The following is a 16,653-nucleotide window of genomic DNA, read 5'->3' as shown; positions in this document are numbered from 1 at the left end:
TACAGGTTAATTTTAAGAAAATCCTATCGCTACTGCAATTACCATCATTATTGTTTGGAGCACAAACATTATTCCAAATAATGGTGCAATAAATTTATACCATTTATTTATTGGTATACCCATAAGCCCACACTCAAAGGCTACAACCGTAGGCCAAAACATATTTGAGAATCCATCCCCAAATTGAAATGCAAGTACTGCTATTTGTTTATTTAGCCCTATAAGTTCAGCTACTGGAGCCATTATAGGCATTGTAATACTAGCTTGGCTAGTTGAACCCGTTATAAAGAAATTAATTACATTCTGAATTGCGAGCATTCCCAATGCCGATGTGTATGTACTTGTTCCTTGTAATAAACTTGCAAAGAAATTTACTATAGTATCAGTAATTTGTGCATCTTTCATTATCATTATAACAGCTCTACTAAATCCACATACTAATATTCCAAAAACCATAGTTTTAGTTGATTCTACAAGGGTATTCGCAATCTCTGTGAATGTGAAACCACCTATTTTACCTACCACAATCATCATCATTAAGAATAATGCTGCAAGTTCACTTATGTACCAACCTAACTTTGTTGTTCCATATAGCAATGCTATTATAGTTATAATAAATGCAACACCACAAAGTTTATGTCTTACTGTTAATCTTTTTTCAATCAATTCTTCTTTATTTGAACTTGGACGTGATTCCATTTCTACGCCATATAATACAGATTTCGTTGGATCAGCTTTTATCTTTATTGCATATCTCCAAGTGTAAAGTATAGACGCTGTCATAAATACTACAAAGCATACTACTCTAAATCCAATACCTGAAAGCATTGGTACACCTGCAATTTGTTGCGCAACTCCTACTGTAAAAGGATTTATAATTGCAGCTGAGAAACCTGTTGATACACCTATGAAAACTATTGCTCCCCCTAGTACTGCATCATAACCAAGCGCCACTGCCATACCTATAAATACTGGTAATAGACCGTAGGCTTCCTCATATAACCCCATAGTAGCACCTAATACACCAAAAGTAAGCATACATACAGGTATCATTAACTGAATTCTGTTCCCTAATTTTCTAATCATTGTTCCTAGAACAGCATCAAAAGTTCCATTTTTTATTAGGGTATATACAAATGCATATGCAAATATTATGAAAAATATTATGTCGGCCGCATCTACAAAACCATTTTGTACCGCCATAAACAAATCAAATATTCCAAATGATTGTCCTTGAATATATTTAAATGTACCCGGTATAACTACCATTTTACCAGATACTACATCTTTTACTCTATCAAATTCTCCTGCTGGAATAATATTAGCCAATACTGCCACTACAATTAATATACAAGATAATAGCACATAGGTATGTGGCATTTTAAACTCGAACTTAGATTTCTTTTTGCTTCCTTTAATTTCTTTAGTCATAATTTAATTCCCCCCAATTTATTGAATTTATGCTTAAATTAAAACCCTTACTTCACAAACACCTCTTTTCCTTCTATAATTACCCTCTCTACACTGGATTGTAAATTCAATGGATGTCCACTCCAAATAGATAAGTCTGCATCCATTTTTTCACTTAATCTCCCCTTGAAATCTTCAATACCAAGTATCTCAGCTGGATTAATAGTAACTGCCTTTAATGCTTCAAATTCATCTAATCCGGCTTTTACACTCATCGCAGCGCACATAATTAAAGATTCTTGAGGTAACACATTGTGATCTGTTGTAATTGATATTTTTATTCCTGCTTCATTTAAAAGTTTAGCCGTTTTAAAGGACTTCTTATTTATTTCAACTTTAGATTTAGATCCAAAGGAAGGTCCTACAATAGCCGGATAATTATGTTTACTTAAATGATCTAATAATAAATGGCCTTCTGTACAGTGATCTAATGTCATCTTCAAATCAAATTCCTTAGCGATTCTTATTGCAGTACATATATCATCTGCCCTATGTACATGACACTTTAATGGCACTTCTCCATTAATAACTGGTAGTAATGCTTCCATATCAAAATCAACTTGAAAGTATTTATCTCCGTCATTCATAGCTTTTTCTTTTTTTAGCTTATAGTTTTTTGCTTGAACTAAGCTCTTTCTTAATAGGTAAGCTATTCCCATTCTCGTCATAGGTGTTTTACCTGATTTACCAAAGCACGCTTTAGGATTCTCACCAAATGCACATTTCATTGCTGCATACTCTTTTATAATCATGTCATCTATAACATCTCCGGCTAACTTAATAATAGCAAATTGACCAGCAATTACATTTGCACTACCTGGACCTGTACATGCAACAGTAACCCCACCACTTAAGGCTTCTTTAAATGCTATATCCATAGGATTTATTGCATCTATTGCCCTTATTGCTGGTGTTGTTGGACTATCACTTTCACATCCATCATCACCTTCCCAACCAATACCTTCCTCCCAGATTCCAATATGTGAGTGCGCTTCAATAAGTCCTGGCATTATGTATTTACCTTCACAATCATAATCACAGGTTCCATCTATAGATCCACTTATCTTTTTTATCTTTCCATGTTCCACCCAAATATCTCTTTTTACAAAGCCTTTTTCTTCAACTAAAAAAATTAAACCATTTTTAATTAACATATTCTCACCCCTATACAAGCTAATTTATAATAGTACTTAGGACCATTATAAATTAGTTTAAATTTTTAAATACCTACTTTAAACACCTTCTGATTTTCGATATCTTCTGTAAGTGAATCTAATGCAACTCCTACTCTGTGATAGCGTAACTTCCACTGTTCTTCCTTGGTTGTAGCCGGATTCCCAAGAGGATATGGTATAGATATCGTTGGAACCATTCTATTACTTCCTACAGTTTTAGCTACTGGTATTAAGTTTGCCATTTGAACTATTGCAAACCCTGCTCTTTCAATTTCTTTAACCATTGTTGCACCGCAACGTGTACAAGTTCCTCATGTAGAAACCATTATAACTCCATCTACATTATCTGATTTAAGATACTCTATTATTTCTATAGCCATCCTAGTGGCTTCCGCCTGGGTAGTTCCAGTTCCTACTGTTGAATAAAAATAATCATGGATGCTCCCAATTTTGCCTTCTTTTTCATAGGCTCTCAATGCATCAACGGGCATTATTACATCCGGATCTTCATCTGCTGCGGCTGGATCAAATCCTGCATGTATAGTCTTATAAACTCCACCTTTAAGATCATCTATTCCAACTATATTGTATCTTCCCCATCTTGTTGCAGATGCTGATTGAATTCTATCCGGATTATCTATTGGTACAATGCCTCCAGTATTTATCAATGCTATTTTGGCTTTAGATAAATCTTTTATTGGTGTCGCAATAGCTACTCTATCTAGTTTTGGTATAGGAAGTTCTGTTATAAAGCCTTCTCCATTCAGCTTTTTAATAATCATATCAACAGCTCTCTCATAAGCTGGTAATTCATCTTCACGCCAAACCTGATGTCTTATTCCTCTTTCATAATATCCTTCTTTTTCTGCCCCTAAAACTTCTTCACCCTGTAGAATCTTATTTCCAAATGTAGCCATAACATTAATATCACTTCTCATTTTAGCTGCACTATGTCCACCCTTAAATACATACATATCCTTTTTAAACATTTCCACTCCAGGATTTTCAATATGCATTGATGTTATAACTGGTACATTAAACCTTTCCTTAACAGCCTTACATATATGTCCACATGCAACTCCATATCTTCCCGCTTGAAAAGCTGGCCCTGCAAAGAATATATCAAACTCTATATTTTCTAATTCCTTTATAATTCGCTCTACAGCAACTTCTTGATTTGTTCCAATAAAGTTATCTCCACATATAATAGTGTGAGTCACTGTTCCATCTAACACCTTGTCCAATTGAAGTGCTGGCCCTACTAATCCCGCTTTTACAACAGGCTCAAAATCAGCTTTTTCTTCTCCACCAATCTGTCCAAAGAACTGGTTTATATACATTACTGCTTTCTTCAATTTATTACCCTCCTAAAATTCCCTCATAGTCTTTGTTGACCAACCTGAAACTTGGTCTCCACAGAACATAGCGTTATTTTCTAGTATTATCGAACCATCTTCTCTTACTGAAGATCCCAAAACCTCATCTCCAGCCCATCCTCCAGATAAACCATCTCTTGCTAAGGATTCAAGTTCACCTAGTACTGTTTCCATGGCTGGTAGCACTATAAGCTCTGAAACATTTCCACAAGATACAATTGCATCTGCCTTAATATCTAATGTTACTAGTGGTTGAGAATTCCCATCTCTTCCTGTACACTCATTTGTTACACCAACTGTTTTTACTCCTGCATCCTCTAGTGCGACCACCGTTGCAATAAAGTCTGCATCCGGATTACCATAACCTTCCTCAGCAACTATTGCTCCATCAGCCCCTATATTTTTAGCAATTTGAGCAACGACTTGTGCCGATCTTTCCTTTTGTTCTAACGCAACGTTTAAGTTTGACATTATTACACCAAGAAAATTAATTGTTTTACCATGTTCTTTATATAATCTCTTAATGGACGGACTGTTTTGGAAGTCATATGTTGACCATTTTGATGAACATGGCATAAAACTTCCAGACACTACTGCTCCATCTAATATTTCATTAGGATTCATTAATGTCGGTAACATATGATTTAGGTCCCATCCATATACTAAATCATTGTATCCATCTTCCTCCATCTGAGATTGTCCTTGCATTACATAAACCACCGATGGTAAGTTTTGTAGTTCAAGAGATCGTTTGCTTAAAGGTTCTAATTCATAAACTTCAGTTTCTTCTGGTATTAAATCCTTTACACAACTAGCAATAAATTCTGCAAGCTTATGTCCCGCTTCTCTTAAGGCCTTGTTTTTCTTCTGTTGCTCTCTTTTCTCAAAATCTTCATTAGTGTCTGCAACCAGCACTATATTATTTAACTTTGAGAAATATGTATATTTTGAACCCTCGCCACTCATATCTATTACACCATCTTGAAAGCCCCCCCAATGCTTACCAACTACAATTACTGCTGAGTTTTTTAGTGCATGAGTAGTTCCATCTCCAGCTTGTGATAATTCTCCGATATATCCCGGAAATATTGAATTACCATTTAACTTGACCCTTGGCTCAATAGCCTCTTTTACTGGTACCATTCTTATCTTATCCCCAGGCCTCGCTATATAAATTTCCGCCTCAGTTATTCTCTCATCTTGTTTTACAAAATTTATTGCTTCCTCTTTATTAATTGTTAAAATTCCATTTTCAAATGATAATTTGTCTCCAAATACAATATCTTTGATATAGAAATTTCCTATATCCAATTTCATCTTGAACCCTCCCTCACATTTTATATAATTGTTAAATTAGTATTATAGAATCCATTCGTATAAAATGTTATAATATAATTAACTCGCTTTCCTAATCATGATTATATCATAATCATGATTAAATATTAAGACTATTTAGTAAATTTAGTTATTTATTTTTTATATAGAATCTATTATTCCCTTGAACAACCTAGTCTACAAGCCATTTTTAGGCTTTAGTAGAGCTTTATTATAAAGTTAAAAGTATGTTCACAAAGCATCTTCGACACCAATTCAACATAATATGAAGGTTAATACTAAAATTTATAAAATCACCATAGTAACTTTTATAGGTATTTTATGTTATAATATGTAACTTTTGCACTGTAATTCGTGTTATAATATAAAATAATGGTATTTTAATCAGTTTATATATTGTGGATAATTAATGCATATTAAGTATTTTTTACTATAAAAGAAATTAAAAATAGAGAGGTTTATATGGATAAAAAAACGCTACAAAAACAAAGAATTATGACCTATTTTATAGATGCAGCTAATAAAATTATAGAGGAAGAAGGCATTGAAGCCATAACCATAAGGAAGGCTGCTACCATAGCAGGATATAATAGTGCCACCTTATATAACTATTTTCAAAACCTAGATCACCTAATTTTATTTGCCTCCATGAAATACCTTAAAGAATACACAGACCTATTACCTAAATATATTTGTAATGCCTCAACTTCACTGGAAAAATATTTTTCTATTTGGGAATGTTTTTGCACATGTTCTTTTAATAGACCTCATATATATAATTTAATATTCTTCTCAACCTTTCGCAGTACCTTAGATAACCTAGTTGAAGAATACTACGAAATTTTTCCCGATGAATTATTAAATGATTCATCACTTGATGTTAAGCATATGCTACTTGAGAATTCTATTTATAAACGTAATTCATTACTCCTACAAGAATGTGTTAATGAGGGATCTATCCCTAATGATCACATTGATGTAATTAATGAAATAGCTATATTTACATATCAAGGAATGCTGAATAATGTGTTAAACCACCTTGTTGATAAAGATGATATCCAAAGTTACATTGAATCATTAGTATCTTATATTAAGTTTATAACATTAAAAAATTCATAGGCCTTCAAAGCTTTTAATGAATTTATAAAGGATGTGTATGTTAACAGTCTCAAAAAACTTAAAGTACCTAACCCATAGCTTTATGAGTTAGGTACTTTAAGTTTTTCTTTTTTGACAAAGTTTTAATTTCATCAAGTCCGGCAAGTACTGCTATAACAGTATACCTCATGTCTTATAATAATAATTCACCTTATAATTCAAACAAGTCAAATTTATCTTCTATTTGGATTTTCTTTATATATCTGTTCTAAGACTTGATTAGATGAATCCCCTTTAATATATTTAATTTTAAGCCAATGCTTAGAACTTTCAGGTATGTTGTCCATTTGTTCTTTTGTGCATTTTACATTTGATTCAATATATTTATTTTCTCCATTATCATAAAAAAAACCCTTTAAATATATATTGTCATTGTCTTCAACTTTATATCCATAATTGTTTTTATTAATTTCAAGTCTTTCAATTCGTTCTGTATTTGAAGCTTCAACAAATGTAAATTCCGTAGTTACCCCACGTGCTGTTTTATTTGTTGTTATATTAAATATGAATAACACTCCTACAGCCAAAACACAGAAAATCAAAAATAATTTTACTCTATCTCTCGTATTTGATTTCATTTATTAACACCCCTTAAATTACTTAATATCCAAATTAGATGTTTATTACCCCAGAAAAACAATCCTATCAAGTAGATTTACGATAATGACAAAATACAAATAACCGACCACCGAACATATATACTCCTCCAATTGCATTGCTTACAATTATGGTTAATATTGTAATTATACTCTATATTTAAACAAATATCTATGAAATTATCAAGATAACCTGGGGTTTTTTGTTACAATTTTCTTAGAATAAATCATACTATAAATATTATTTATTCAATTGGAATCAAGCCTTTACCAAGATTAAATGATACCTGGGATGACGGATGAAGAATCCACAACCATTGGCACTCATTTGAAATTTTAAAGTTTACTGAGGAGTGCATAATGTTATCTACCGCAACGGTAACATTATGAGAATTTTCATCTAGATTTAAATGATAGGAAATATATTTATGCCCAAAGTCACCTAAAACTTTTTCATTCTCACATAACTTGCCATCAACAAAGACTTTTATATTATTCTCTTCTTCATGCTCTGAATAATCCACGTATATAGTAAAATTTGATTTATCATAATCCACTAGTTGTATAATTTCAGGTTCACTAGGCGCATATGTTACCTCTTTATTATCACATCCCACAAATGCAAATAACATAAATCCAGTTAACAATATAATTAAAATCTTTTTCATATTCATAGATACTCCTTATTTATTACTTAATATGATAAGCTTTTGCATTCCCTAATAGTGTAATGTCCCTACCATTAACAATGATTGCACTTTGATGTTCTGTGGTATAAACTACTTTCCCCTTTTCTTTCATATATTTTCTAATGCCTTGGTTTTGTGACTCTGTATTCTTATAATGAACCTCTACCGCAAAATCTTCTATGCCCTTCAATCCATTTTTATACACAAACTCTGGATAGTCTTTATCTGGTGAGATATAGTAATGGTGGCATTGCATCATCGCCCCAGCGCTCCATCCCATTATTATGCCATGATGCTGTTCCACGGTATTAATTAAATCAAACTCTGATAGCCTGTCCATTATTTTATCTGGAAATCCACCCGTCAGGAAGATAATATCACTCCCATTGATTTTTGTTTTAGCAGTCTCAGTACTATCTGTAAAATAATTAATCAATGTAATGTTGTTATCATTTATTCCATAAGTATAAAAAGCAGCTACCGTAGATTTATAATATTGTCCATCTAATTTATTATAAACTTTCTCCCATTCCTCTTCATTTTTTATCCACTCTTCATGAAAAGCAAAAGGAATGACACAAATTTTATGCTCAGATTTAATTATGTTTTTTAATGTTTCAAATGCCCATGGCTCATTGAAATCTAGTTTATCCAATAAAATATTCAAACTAATCCCCCCTAATTAATTTTAATGTGAAGCTAGCTGCTGTAACGCCTCTATCTTCATTAAAACTATCTCTTTCAATAGTCTTATACATATGCTTCAACTGAAGAGTTAGATTCTTCTTCAGTAAAATATTATGTTCATTGCCTAGGCTTTGCATATCTCATTCTGCATATAGACCAATTTAAGGAGGTCTTCTTTATCTCCTCGCCTATATCCCATAGATTATCTACTATCCTTACTTCAATATTTCTAGAAAATAATTCTGAAAACAAATCCTTTAGTACATATTTTGATTTTGGTATTTGAGGCGTTTTCGCAACATAATAACCTGCAACTTCATCCTGTAATTCAAAATCATCGCTATTAAATTCGTATAAATACAAGCTAGTGTTTCTAATTATTTCAAACCACTTATTTTCAATAATAACAACATGTGATATTGAAGAAGATGAAAAATACTTCACCCTATCTTCTTTCGTTGTATTACTTCCAAGATGATATGTAACTCTTGGACAATTTCTTGGAGTTAAGAAATTAGGTAAACACGCTTCGTTAATAGCCCACACTAAACCAATAGATTTATTCAAATCCTCCCTTTCAGGTATCCTTGGATTGAATATAGAAATATCATTTTCTTCACTAACATGAAATAATCTCATATTTTACCCCCTTAAATCACATATTACCTCACTACTATTTTTCCTTTGGATTCCTCAGTAAATAGTTCAATTTATCTTCCCATCTATCACGCATATCATAGAACTGCTCTTCTTTGTTAATAAACCCAAACCCCAGTTTATTAAATATTCTTTGCATTCTTAAATTAGATCCCATTGTATCAGCATATATGTTCCTAATTTTTAAGGTGTTAAATATATACTCAATTATTAGTTCAATAGCTTCTGTGCCATATCCTAACCCTTTATAGTTATCATTAACAATAGCAATACCAAACTCGCATCTGCTTTTTTCATAATCAATCCTTTTAATAGATATTTCACCAATTGGGGTACCATCCTCTAAAAAAACTCCTAATCTTGGGTACCAGGATTCCTTCTCAGTAATATCATCATATTTTTTATCTACACTTTCCTTATTATAAACATAAGTACTTGGATCCATAACTGGATCTGCTACATAGGCTCTCCAATGTTTATGATATTCAGCTCTGCTGAAGGTTCTTAAATAAATATTTTTACCTTAAATACTAATCATAGCTTTATCCTCCAAATAAAATGTTTTATAATTATTCCTCAGTAACCCCACCATTATATTTATCTATACATATAACATCCCTAATGTCCTTTTCTCTGCCTAATTCCACTTTTTGTTTTCTAATGCTCCCTAAACTCCCTACTGGTAACCCATCAATAAATACGATTTCATCTACAAACCAATTTTCTAATATTTCTATGGTATCACTTATCTGCACAATTCTTGAATTATCTTCCTCTACTGTATACTCACATCCCTCTTCCAAAAAATGTTCTATTAACTTTGTTGTACATCCTAAGTCAATGTCATTAGTAGTTTCTTTTACCCCATGAATTACTAATCCTGCACCAGCGGTTATCCAGTACTCATCTAAAGGTAAATCCATATCTTTAAGCATTTTAACTATCTCTTCCTTTTTCATCACAACATTCCTCTCCTTTTATATAATTCTCTTGTTTTTTAGGTAAATGTCCTCGTTCAATAGATTCACCATTACCAAATAGCATTTCAAACCTTCTGGTGAATATTTAGAAGAACTTATCTCTCTCTTTAATTCAAGCCCACAGTTCTTATCTACTCTATAATAACCATCTCATTATCTCTAATTATTATAGCTTGATTGTCAGTTAATTTAATATTAGGACAATTATTTGTTTTAATATATCCACATTCTGAACCTTCTTCAGCATGAACGCTAAGTATACAATTAATATATCCTAGATTTTTAGACAAGTTTTGTGATGCAACAATACTACCAGCACTTACCCCTATATATACTCCCCCCATATCTAAAAACCGCTTCAATGGAGTATCAAATTTAGCTTCATTCATTTTGTTTAATAAGTGTTGTGGATCCCCACCGCAAACATAGATTACATTATAATTGCAAATTTCATCACAACTCATAATTCTATCTAAATCATATATAACTATATGTTCTTCTAAAATACCCGCACTTAAAAGATGGTTTTTACATTCTGGTAGCCACATCTTTGCTCCTTCTGTTATTGCAGCTGTTGGTATAAAAATACTCTTAATTTTATCAATAGGCATATCCACTAATTCCAAGAAAGTTTTTTCAATATTTTTATTAGTAAATCCAGTAGATGTTAACATTAATTTTTGCATATTTACCCCTCCCATTTTTTATTTTTTATAAAAGATTACTATTTACTTTCTGTCACTGAGTTTATTTCTTCCATGATTAAATATGTTTTAATTGTACCCTTATATTACCTTAACTTCTTTTGTGTTTATATCTACAATCCGTGTTCTTGTATCTGACTTTGATATGTATATTTCTTCCCCACTGCTATCAATACAATATGAAATAGGGATTGATACCCCACAATTTCTATAGGATCCATCTGCATGGCTTGTTCCGATTATAATTGTTTTGTATTTCCTTGCAATATTTTTCGCTTCAGTTATCCATAGTTCAAACTGCTCGTCACTAAACATTCCCACACCTATTGGGTGTGCAATAAAGTTCATCTTTGTGCCTACTTTTTTTAAATCTCTAACCCCTTTTAGAATTTCCATGCATAACAAATATCCAATTGTTGTTTCCTTGTAATTAACTGCTACCGGAGCACATAATTCTTCATTTTCATCAGGTATTGTTTTTGCTCTTTCTAAAATTTTCTCACCGAGGTTATTTATTATTACTGCTCTATTCTTATTGCCTGTTATGTATGATGTAATAATTGTTATATTATATTCTTTTGCTATATCACAAACACACTCTAATTCCTTTTCATCTGATATATAACCTTCGGGATATAATACAATATCTACTTCCTTATTTTCTTTTATCTCATTTTTAATTTGCTCAATTCCCTTTTCATGAATAGGTTGTCCTATTAAAACTTTCATTGCTATTCCCTCCATAAAATTATGATAATATAACATTAAAGCAACTTGAAAACCCTTAATCTTGCTATTCAAGCTGCTTCGTTAAATTAATTACAATACATCTCCTCTTAAGATATGTTTAATCCCTTCCGCGGCATCTAATAGATATGCAATGGATTTATCTTGATTAAGGTTATCTATTATATTAGCTACAGTTTCAGACATATCCACTTCATGAAACCATTCTGCATCTCTGACCTCCTGAGGTATATAGTTCAAATTAGTGGAATAAAATTTATTAATTATTCCTTCATCGTAAAACCTTTTAAACTTATCAACGCCTTCTGTAAAGAATGCAAAGGTGGTTGCTACATAAATACTTTTAGCTTTTCTTTTTCTTAATTCTATAGCTATTTCAAATACAGATTCACCAGATGCTATCATATCATCGATTATTAAGACATTTTGATTTTCAACAGACCTACCAAGATACTCGTGTTGTATTATCGGATTTTTACCCTTTACTATTACTGAATGATCTCGTCTTTTGTAAAAGAGTCCTACATCAAGGCCTAGTATAGTGGAGTAATATATAGCTCTATCCATAGCTCCTGTATCAGGGCTAACTACTATCATATTAGCTTTATCTATGAGTAAATTATTTTCATTCTCAATAAATGTTTTAACAATATCATATGTAGGGTAAAGATTTTCAAATGATATTAAAGGAATAGCATTTTGAATAGAAGGATCATGGACATCAAATGTTAAAATTTCATCTACGCCCAACCGTTCTAATTCTTGTAAAGCTATTGCACAATCAAGGGATTCTCTACCTTTGCGCTTATGCTGTCTTGCTGCATATAATAATGGCATAATTACGGTTATTCTTCTAGCCTTACCGCCAATTGCAGACAAAACCCTCTTTATGTCTTGAAAATGCTCATCTGGTCCTTTACAATTTGTAAAGCCAAACATCTCATATGTGCAACTATAATTACTAACATCACATAATATATAAATGTCTTTTCCTCTTACTGTATCTTCAATCCTAACTTTACCTTCTCCGTTAGAAAACCGAATTTCATCTATAGGTATAATGTAAGATAGCTCTTTTTCTTCGCTATCCTTTAAACAATTACTACTTTGCGCCATTCTTTTTGTAATTATATGCTCATTAATCTTATTTCCAATAGCAGTACAGCTTTCTAATGTTATAATTCCAAGCTTCGCATAAGATTTCACATCTTTTCCCAAAATATCACCCCTTTATTGTAATTTATCATCTACATCATAGATTTTACTTAACCATATTATAGCATATATTCAAAAATAAACCGAAGCTCACTTCATACGCTATTTTTATTATTTATAATATAATCTCTTGATTTTCTTAATCCTTATCCATGTATTCTCGTGTTTGCGGAAGTTCATTATTTACACCCTTAGTAAGTAACATTTGATGCAAATCTACAACTCCGTTATTAAAACCAGCCGCACAGGAGCATAGATATATCCTCCACATTCGTATAAACTTCTCATCTGCAAGTTTTCTAATCTCATCAATATTTTCTTCAAAGTTTTTGTACCAACATAATAAAGTCTTATTATAATGAAGTCTTAAGCTTTCAACATCTACAGTGTAAAATTTATGCTCACAGGAAGTGTCCATAATTTCTCTTATGCTTGGTACTACTCCACCTGGGAATATGTATTTCTTAATCCATGGATCTCCTGCAGATTCATTAAGACTGCTTATGTAATGAAGTAAGAATTCACCCTTAGGTTTTAAAACTTCATTTACATTGTCAAAGAATAATTTGTAATTCTCTCTCCCTACATGCTCTAGCATTCCCACACTAACAACTCTATCAAATTCTAGCCCTGAATCTTCTAATTTTCTATAATCAAGAAGTTTTACCTCTAAATAATCCTGCAGATTTTCCTTTTCTATACGTTCTTTAAAACTCTTATATTGCTCCTCGCTAAGGGTAATCCCAAGGCCATGAACCTTATACTTTTTAGCTGCCTCTATAAGTAAATACCCCCAGCCACAGCCGATATCTAATAATGTTATTCCTTCTTTTAAATTTAATTTGTTAAGAATATGATGTATTTTATTCATTTGAGCCTGATATAAGGTATCTGTTTCATTTTTAAAGTATGCACAAGAATAACTCATGGTTTCATCTAGCCACTGCTTGTAAAACTCATTACCTATATCATAGTGAGAACAAACTTCTTCCTTTTGATTTTTCAAGGAAGTCGAGGTGTGAAGAATCTTCTTTAAACCCTTCATATCTAACGTAAATTTATCAATATTACTCAAAAGTATATTAATAGCAAAATATAAATCTCCCTCAATGTCTATATCTCCATTCATATAGGCTTCTCCAAGGGCCAGTGATGTGCTACTAAGCAATATGGCTTTACTAGGAAGCTTCCTTATAATAATTTTAAACTCTGGAGTACCTTCTCCTATTATGAACTCTTCATCATCCTTATACTTTACTGCAAATGGAACATTATCAAAGGGTTTTAAAAATTTGTGTATTAAACTTTTTTCTATTGCCATAACATCCTCCCAAAACTTTCTAATACATACTCTAATTTAATGCTTAAAATTAAGTATGAATTTAATTAAGAATATAAATTTTCAAACTTTAAGTTAATCGTAAATTAAATTAGAACATATGTATTATTAAAATAAAAAATAGCTAGTTTCCTAGCTATTTCATGCTTTTATTATTATTAACAATATTATAAAACTCCATACAGATTTTACTTATTGTTTACAAAGTCCTATTTTTAGCTTCCTTGTGAATCTTCTTAAGGGCCTTTTTAGATCCCCTTTCAATATCTCTTTCAAGTTTTCTTTCCTTGTAGCTTACGAACAGTTGATTTAAATCATACCCCTCTGGATATAACTCCTCTGCACTACACTCAAGCTTTAATCTTTTATAATTAACCTCAATAAATTCTCCATTTAAAAGCACTATTATATTATTCAGATTATCCTTTTCTTTATAAACAATACCTATAAGATTATCATCTAAATTTATAACCCTATCTCCTTGTTTGTAGCAATATCCATCTTTGTTAGGTACTTGTTGTTCCTTATCTTTAATAATTTTACTCTCCTTTAAGAGTTCATAGTTATAATTTTTATTTTCTATATACCCTCTAGTTCTTTCAATTATCTTATCGCTTATACCCATCTTTTTTGAAATATATAGAGCATTACTATCTCCCGTTTCTCCAATATTAAGTTTATATAAAGGCTCTAAAGTTTCTTTTTCAAATTCCATTGCCGCATTTTCAAAGTCACAATGGTTCTGTGAAAAATTCTTAATTTCTCCATAATGGGTAGATGCCACAGTAATGCATCCTTTATGATAAAACTCCTCTAAAATTGCAATGGCCAAAGCCGCACCTTCATTAGGCTCTGTACCACTTCCTATTTCATCAAATAGAAGCAAGGTATTTCTAGTGCTCTCTTTTAAAATTTCACCCATATTTTTAACATGAGATGAAAATGTACTTAATGCATTTTCTACACTTTGGTTATCTCCAATATCCACAAATATCTTATCAAATATGCCTATTTCACTGCCAACTTCTGCTCCTATATGAAATCCACTTTGTACTGCAAGGGTAAGTAGTCCAACGGTTTTCAACACTACTGTTTTACCACCTGCATTTGGACCAGTTATAATTAAGCTTCTATAGTTATCTCCAACATTAAAATCTAGTGGCACCCCACTTTTTATTAATGGATATCTCCCCTTTATTATTTTTATGAATCCACGCTGATTTAGTCTTGGCTTTATTCCATCAATTTCTTTACTATACTTAGCTTTAGCTAAAATCATATCATATTCAGATATGACTTCTATATTTATCTTTATTTCTCGAATTACCTCAAAAATCATATCCGTCAAGGTAGCAAGTATTCTATAAACCTCTACTGATTCCTCTGCCCTTAGTATCGCAAGCTCTGCTGTATACTTTGATACACTATAAGGTTCTATAAATACCGTAGTTCCTTTAGCTGATACCTCAACTACAGCTCCTTGAACTTGATTTTTATAAGAAGCCTTTATAGGAATTGTATACCTTCCATTCCTTTGACTCACAAAGAAATCTTGAATATACTCCTTATTCCCACTAGCCTTAATAAACTTTTCTAGCTTTTCTTTTATCTTACCTTCACAGGCATCTATAAGTCTTCTAAGCTTCTTAAGCTCTTTGCTAGCATTAGAATCTACCATGCTCCCCGTTATAGCGCCTTCAATTTCTTCCTCTATATATTTAAAATCTGTAATATTTTCACCATAGGCACTTAAAGTCGGAGCATACCCTTCTTTATCTTTTATAAATACCTTAACCTTTCTACAACCACGTAAAAAGTTATCCATAGTAATAAGTTCTGACGGCTCTAACGCTGCTCCCTTTTCAATCTTATCTATTAACGGATTTATATTAAATACACCCTTTAAAGGCATATGATAAGAAGCATCTATAAGCCTCCTTCCCTCTGAGGTTTCATTTAACATTCTCTCAACTTGTTTCATATTGCTGTTAGGCTGAAGTCTATCTAAAAGCTCTCTCCCAAGTCCGCTAACACAGTATGATTTAACTATTTCTTTAAGCTCATTGTAATGTAATTTTTCTAGTGTACTATTATTCATTTTCACGATTCCTTTACTTATATATTAGTCCACGAAACCTTTCATAGATTCCGGATATAATAAAAAGCCATGGATACCTCCACAGCTTAAATTTAACATTAATAAAGATAGCTATACTATCTTAAGGTAAATTCGTGGACTTGTATCTTTAATATATAATTAACTCCATAGCAAACAAAGGTATGATATACCAATAATTTTGGAATTAATATTTAATTACTATTTTAGATACTAGACACTCACAAAAAAACCTCACTTTACTCGAAATCTATGTAATTTAATAGTAAATCATCTGTTATGAAAAATCAAGAGTCTCTTATATCAAGGTTTACACCTATTGCAATATATGTAGGTTATTTTCACTTATAATAAAGCTAGATAGTGTAACAGCTCATCTCATGTTATAATATGTATAATAAGTAAAATA

Annotated in this window: 17 protein-coding genes; 1 reads left to right on the top strand and 16 read right to left on the bottom strand. The window is 31.7% G+C overall.

What is annotated here, in order from left to right:
* Window positions 1–12 precede the first annotated feature (12 nt).
* The 4 genes from RSA29_RS11410 to RSA29_RS11395 all read right to left on the bottom strand — a co-directional run bounded on the left by RSA29_RS11410 (window position 13) and on the right by RSA29_RS11395 (window position 5,338).
* On the bottom strand, window positions 13–1,431 hold the full coding sequence (locus RSA29_RS11410; RefSeq protein ID WP_346942861.1) for a Na+/H+ antiporter NhaC family protein: 1,419 nt from the start codon (window positions 1,429–1,431) through the stop codon (window positions 13–15).
* Between the two features lie 47 nt (window positions 1,432–1,478).
* Window positions 1,479–2,624 (bottom strand): amidohydrolase, encoded by a 1,146-nt coding sequence (locus RSA29_RS11405; RefSeq protein ID WP_346942862.1) that lies wholly within the window; start codon window positions 2,622–2,624, stop codon window positions 1,479–1,481.
* A 65-nt stretch (window positions 2,625–2,689) separates the two neighbouring features.
* A complete protein-coding gene (grdH, locus tag RSA29_RS11400; RefSeq protein ID WP_346942863.1) occupies window positions 2,690–4,000 on the bottom strand; it encodes a betaine reductase selenoprotein B in 1,311 nt (436 codons plus the stop codon).
* A gap of 12 nt (window positions 4,001–4,012) precedes the next feature.
* Window positions 4,013–5,338: a glycine/sarcosine/betaine reductase component B subunit gene (locus tag RSA29_RS11395; protein WP_346942864.1), complete on the bottom strand. Its 1,326-nt coding sequence runs from the start codon at window positions 5,336–5,338 to the stop codon at window positions 4,013–4,015.
* 480 nt (window positions 5,339–5,818) lie between these two features.
* Between RSA29_RS11395 and RSA29_RS11390 the strand changes: the two genes are divergently transcribed.
* Window positions 5,819–6,475 (top strand): TetR/AcrR family transcriptional regulator, encoded by a 657-nt coding sequence (locus RSA29_RS11390; RefSeq protein WP_346942865.1) that lies wholly within the window; start codon window positions 5,819–5,821, stop codon window positions 6,473–6,475.
* A 212-nt stretch (window positions 6,476–6,687) separates the two neighbouring features.
* Here the strand turns inward: RSA29_RS11390 and RSA29_RS11385 are convergent, their stop codons facing one another.
* From RSA29_RS11385 to RSA29_RS11330, 12 genes are all read right to left on the bottom strand, one after another.
* The gene (locus RSA29_RS11385) at window positions 6,688–7,092 is read right to left on the bottom strand and encodes a hypothetical protein (protein ID WP_346942866.1); all 405 of its coding nucleotides are present in this window, start codon (window positions 7,090–7,092) and stop codon (window positions 6,688–6,690) included.
* A 263-nt stretch (window positions 7,093–7,355) separates the two neighbouring features.
* Window positions 7,356–7,778: a hypothetical protein gene (locus RSA29_RS11380; RefSeq protein ID WP_346942867.1), complete on the bottom strand. Its 423-nt coding sequence runs from the start codon at window positions 7,776–7,778 to the stop codon at window positions 7,356–7,358.
* Between the two features lie 22 nt (window positions 7,779–7,800).
* The gene (locus tag RSA29_RS11375) at window positions 7,801–8,466 is read right to left on the bottom strand and encodes a Type 1 glutamine amidotransferase-like domain-containing protein (RefSeq protein WP_346942868.1); all 666 of its coding nucleotides are present in this window, start codon (window positions 8,464–8,466) and stop codon (window positions 7,801–7,803) included.
* Window position 8,467: 1 nt separating this feature from the next.
* Window positions 8,468–8,623 carry a hypothetical protein gene (locus RSA29_RS11370; protein WP_346944430.1) on the bottom strand — a complete coding sequence of 52 codons (156 nt, stop codon included), beginning with the start codon at window positions 8,621–8,623 and terminating at the stop codon, window positions 8,468–8,470.
* Entirely contained in the window at window positions 8,604–9,125 is a 522-nt protein-coding gene (locus RSA29_RS11365) for a DUF6886 family protein (protein ID WP_346942869.1), read from the bottom strand. The genes RSA29_RS11370 and RSA29_RS11365 overlap by 20 nt, the downstream gene beginning before the upstream one ends.
* A 34-nt stretch (window positions 9,126–9,159) precedes the next feature.
* Window positions 9,160–9,657 carry a GNAT family N-acetyltransferase gene (locus tag RSA29_RS11360; RefSeq protein ID WP_346942998.1) on the bottom strand — a complete coding sequence of 166 codons (498 nt, stop codon included), beginning with the start codon at window positions 9,655–9,657 and terminating at the stop codon, window positions 9,160–9,162.
* 55 nt (window positions 9,658–9,712) lie between these two features.
* Window positions 9,713–10,105: a hypothetical protein gene (locus RSA29_RS11355; RefSeq protein ID WP_346934539.1), complete on the bottom strand. Its 393-nt coding sequence runs from the start codon at window positions 10,103–10,105 to the stop codon at window positions 9,713–9,715.
* 149 nt (window positions 10,106–10,254) lie between these two features.
* Window positions 10,255–10,809, bottom strand: a complete 555-nt coding sequence (locus tag RSA29_RS11350; RefSeq protein ID WP_346942870.1) for a Type 1 glutamine amidotransferase-like domain-containing protein — start codon at window positions 10,807–10,809, stop codon at window positions 10,255–10,257.
* A gap of 99 nt (window positions 10,810–10,908) precedes the next feature.
* Window positions 10,909–11,556 carry a hypothetical protein gene (locus RSA29_RS11345; protein ID WP_346942871.1) on the bottom strand — a complete coding sequence of 216 codons (648 nt, stop codon included), beginning with the start codon at window positions 11,554–11,556 and terminating at the stop codon, window positions 10,909–10,911.
* Window positions 11,557–11,646: 90 nt separating this feature from the next.
* Window positions 11,647–12,792 (bottom strand): ribose-phosphate pyrophosphokinase, encoded by a 1,146-nt coding sequence (locus RSA29_RS11340; RefSeq protein ID WP_346942872.1) that lies wholly within the window; start codon window positions 12,790–12,792, stop codon window positions 11,647–11,649.
* A 136-nt stretch (window positions 12,793–12,928) separates the two neighbouring features.
* Window positions 12,929–14,110 (bottom strand): cyclopropane-fatty-acyl-phospholipid synthase family protein, encoded by a 1,182-nt coding sequence (locus tag RSA29_RS11335; protein WP_346942873.1) that lies wholly within the window; start codon window positions 14,108–14,110, stop codon window positions 12,929–12,931.
* A gap of 217 nt (window positions 14,111–14,327) precedes the next feature.
* On the bottom strand, window positions 14,328–16,226 hold the full coding sequence (locus RSA29_RS11330; RefSeq protein ID WP_346942874.1) for an endonuclease MutS2: 1,899 nt from the start codon (window positions 16,224–16,226) through the stop codon (window positions 14,328–14,330).
* Window positions 16,227–16,653: the final 427 nt, after the last annotated feature.

This window comes from Clostridium sp., assembly GCF_036660475.1.
Lineage (GTDB): Bacteria > Bacillota > Clostridia > Clostridiales > Clostridiaceae > Clostridium_J.
This window is presented reverse-complemented; position numbering and strand designations above follow the sequence as displayed.

Coding starts and splice junctions, on each gene's coding strand:
- RSA29_RS11405 (WP_346942862.1), bottom strand. CDS start 2,624: ATGTTAATTAAAAATGGTTTAATTTTTTTAGTTGAAGAAAAAGGCTTT.
- RSA29_RS11390 (WP_346942865.1), top strand. CDS start 5,819: ATGGATAAAAAAACGCTACAAAAACAAAGAATTATGACCTATTTTATA.
- RSA29_RS11380 (WP_346942867.1), bottom strand. CDS start 7,778: ATGAAAAAGATTTTAATTATATTGTTAACTGGATTTATGTTATTTGCA.
- RSA29_RS11345 (WP_346942871.1), bottom strand. CDS start 11,556: ATGAAAGTTTTAATAGGACAACCTATTCATGAAAAGGGAATTGAGCAA.
- RSA29_RS11385 (WP_346942866.1), bottom strand. CDS start 7,092: ATGAAATCAAATACGAGAGATAGAGTAAAATTATTTTTGATTTTCTGT.
- RSA29_RS11410 (WP_346942861.1), bottom strand. CDS start 1,431: ATGACTAAAGAAATTAAAGGAAGCAAAAAGAAATCTAAGTTCGAGTTT.
- RSA29_RS11330 (WP_346942874.1), bottom strand. CDS start 16,226: ATGAATAATAGTACACTAGAAAAATTACATTACAATGAGCTTAAAGAA.
- RSA29_RS11370 (WP_346944430.1), bottom strand. CDS start 8,623: ATGCAAAGCCTAGGCAATGAACATAATATTTTACTGAAGAAGAATCTA.
- RSA29_RS11350 (WP_346942870.1), bottom strand. CDS start 10,809: ATGCAAAAATTAATGTTAACATCTACTGGATTTACTAATAAAAATATT.
- RSA29_RS11365 (WP_346942869.1), bottom strand. CDS start 9,125: ATGAGATTATTTCATGTTAGTGAAGAAAATGATATTTCTATATTCAAT.
- RSA29_RS11395 (WP_346942864.1), bottom strand. CDS start 5,338: ATGAAATTGGATATAGGAAATTTCTATATCAAAGATATTGTATTTGGA.
- RSA29_RS11335 (WP_346942873.1), bottom strand. CDS start 14,110: ATGGCAATAGAAAAAAGTTTAATACACAAATTTTTAAAACCCTTTGAT.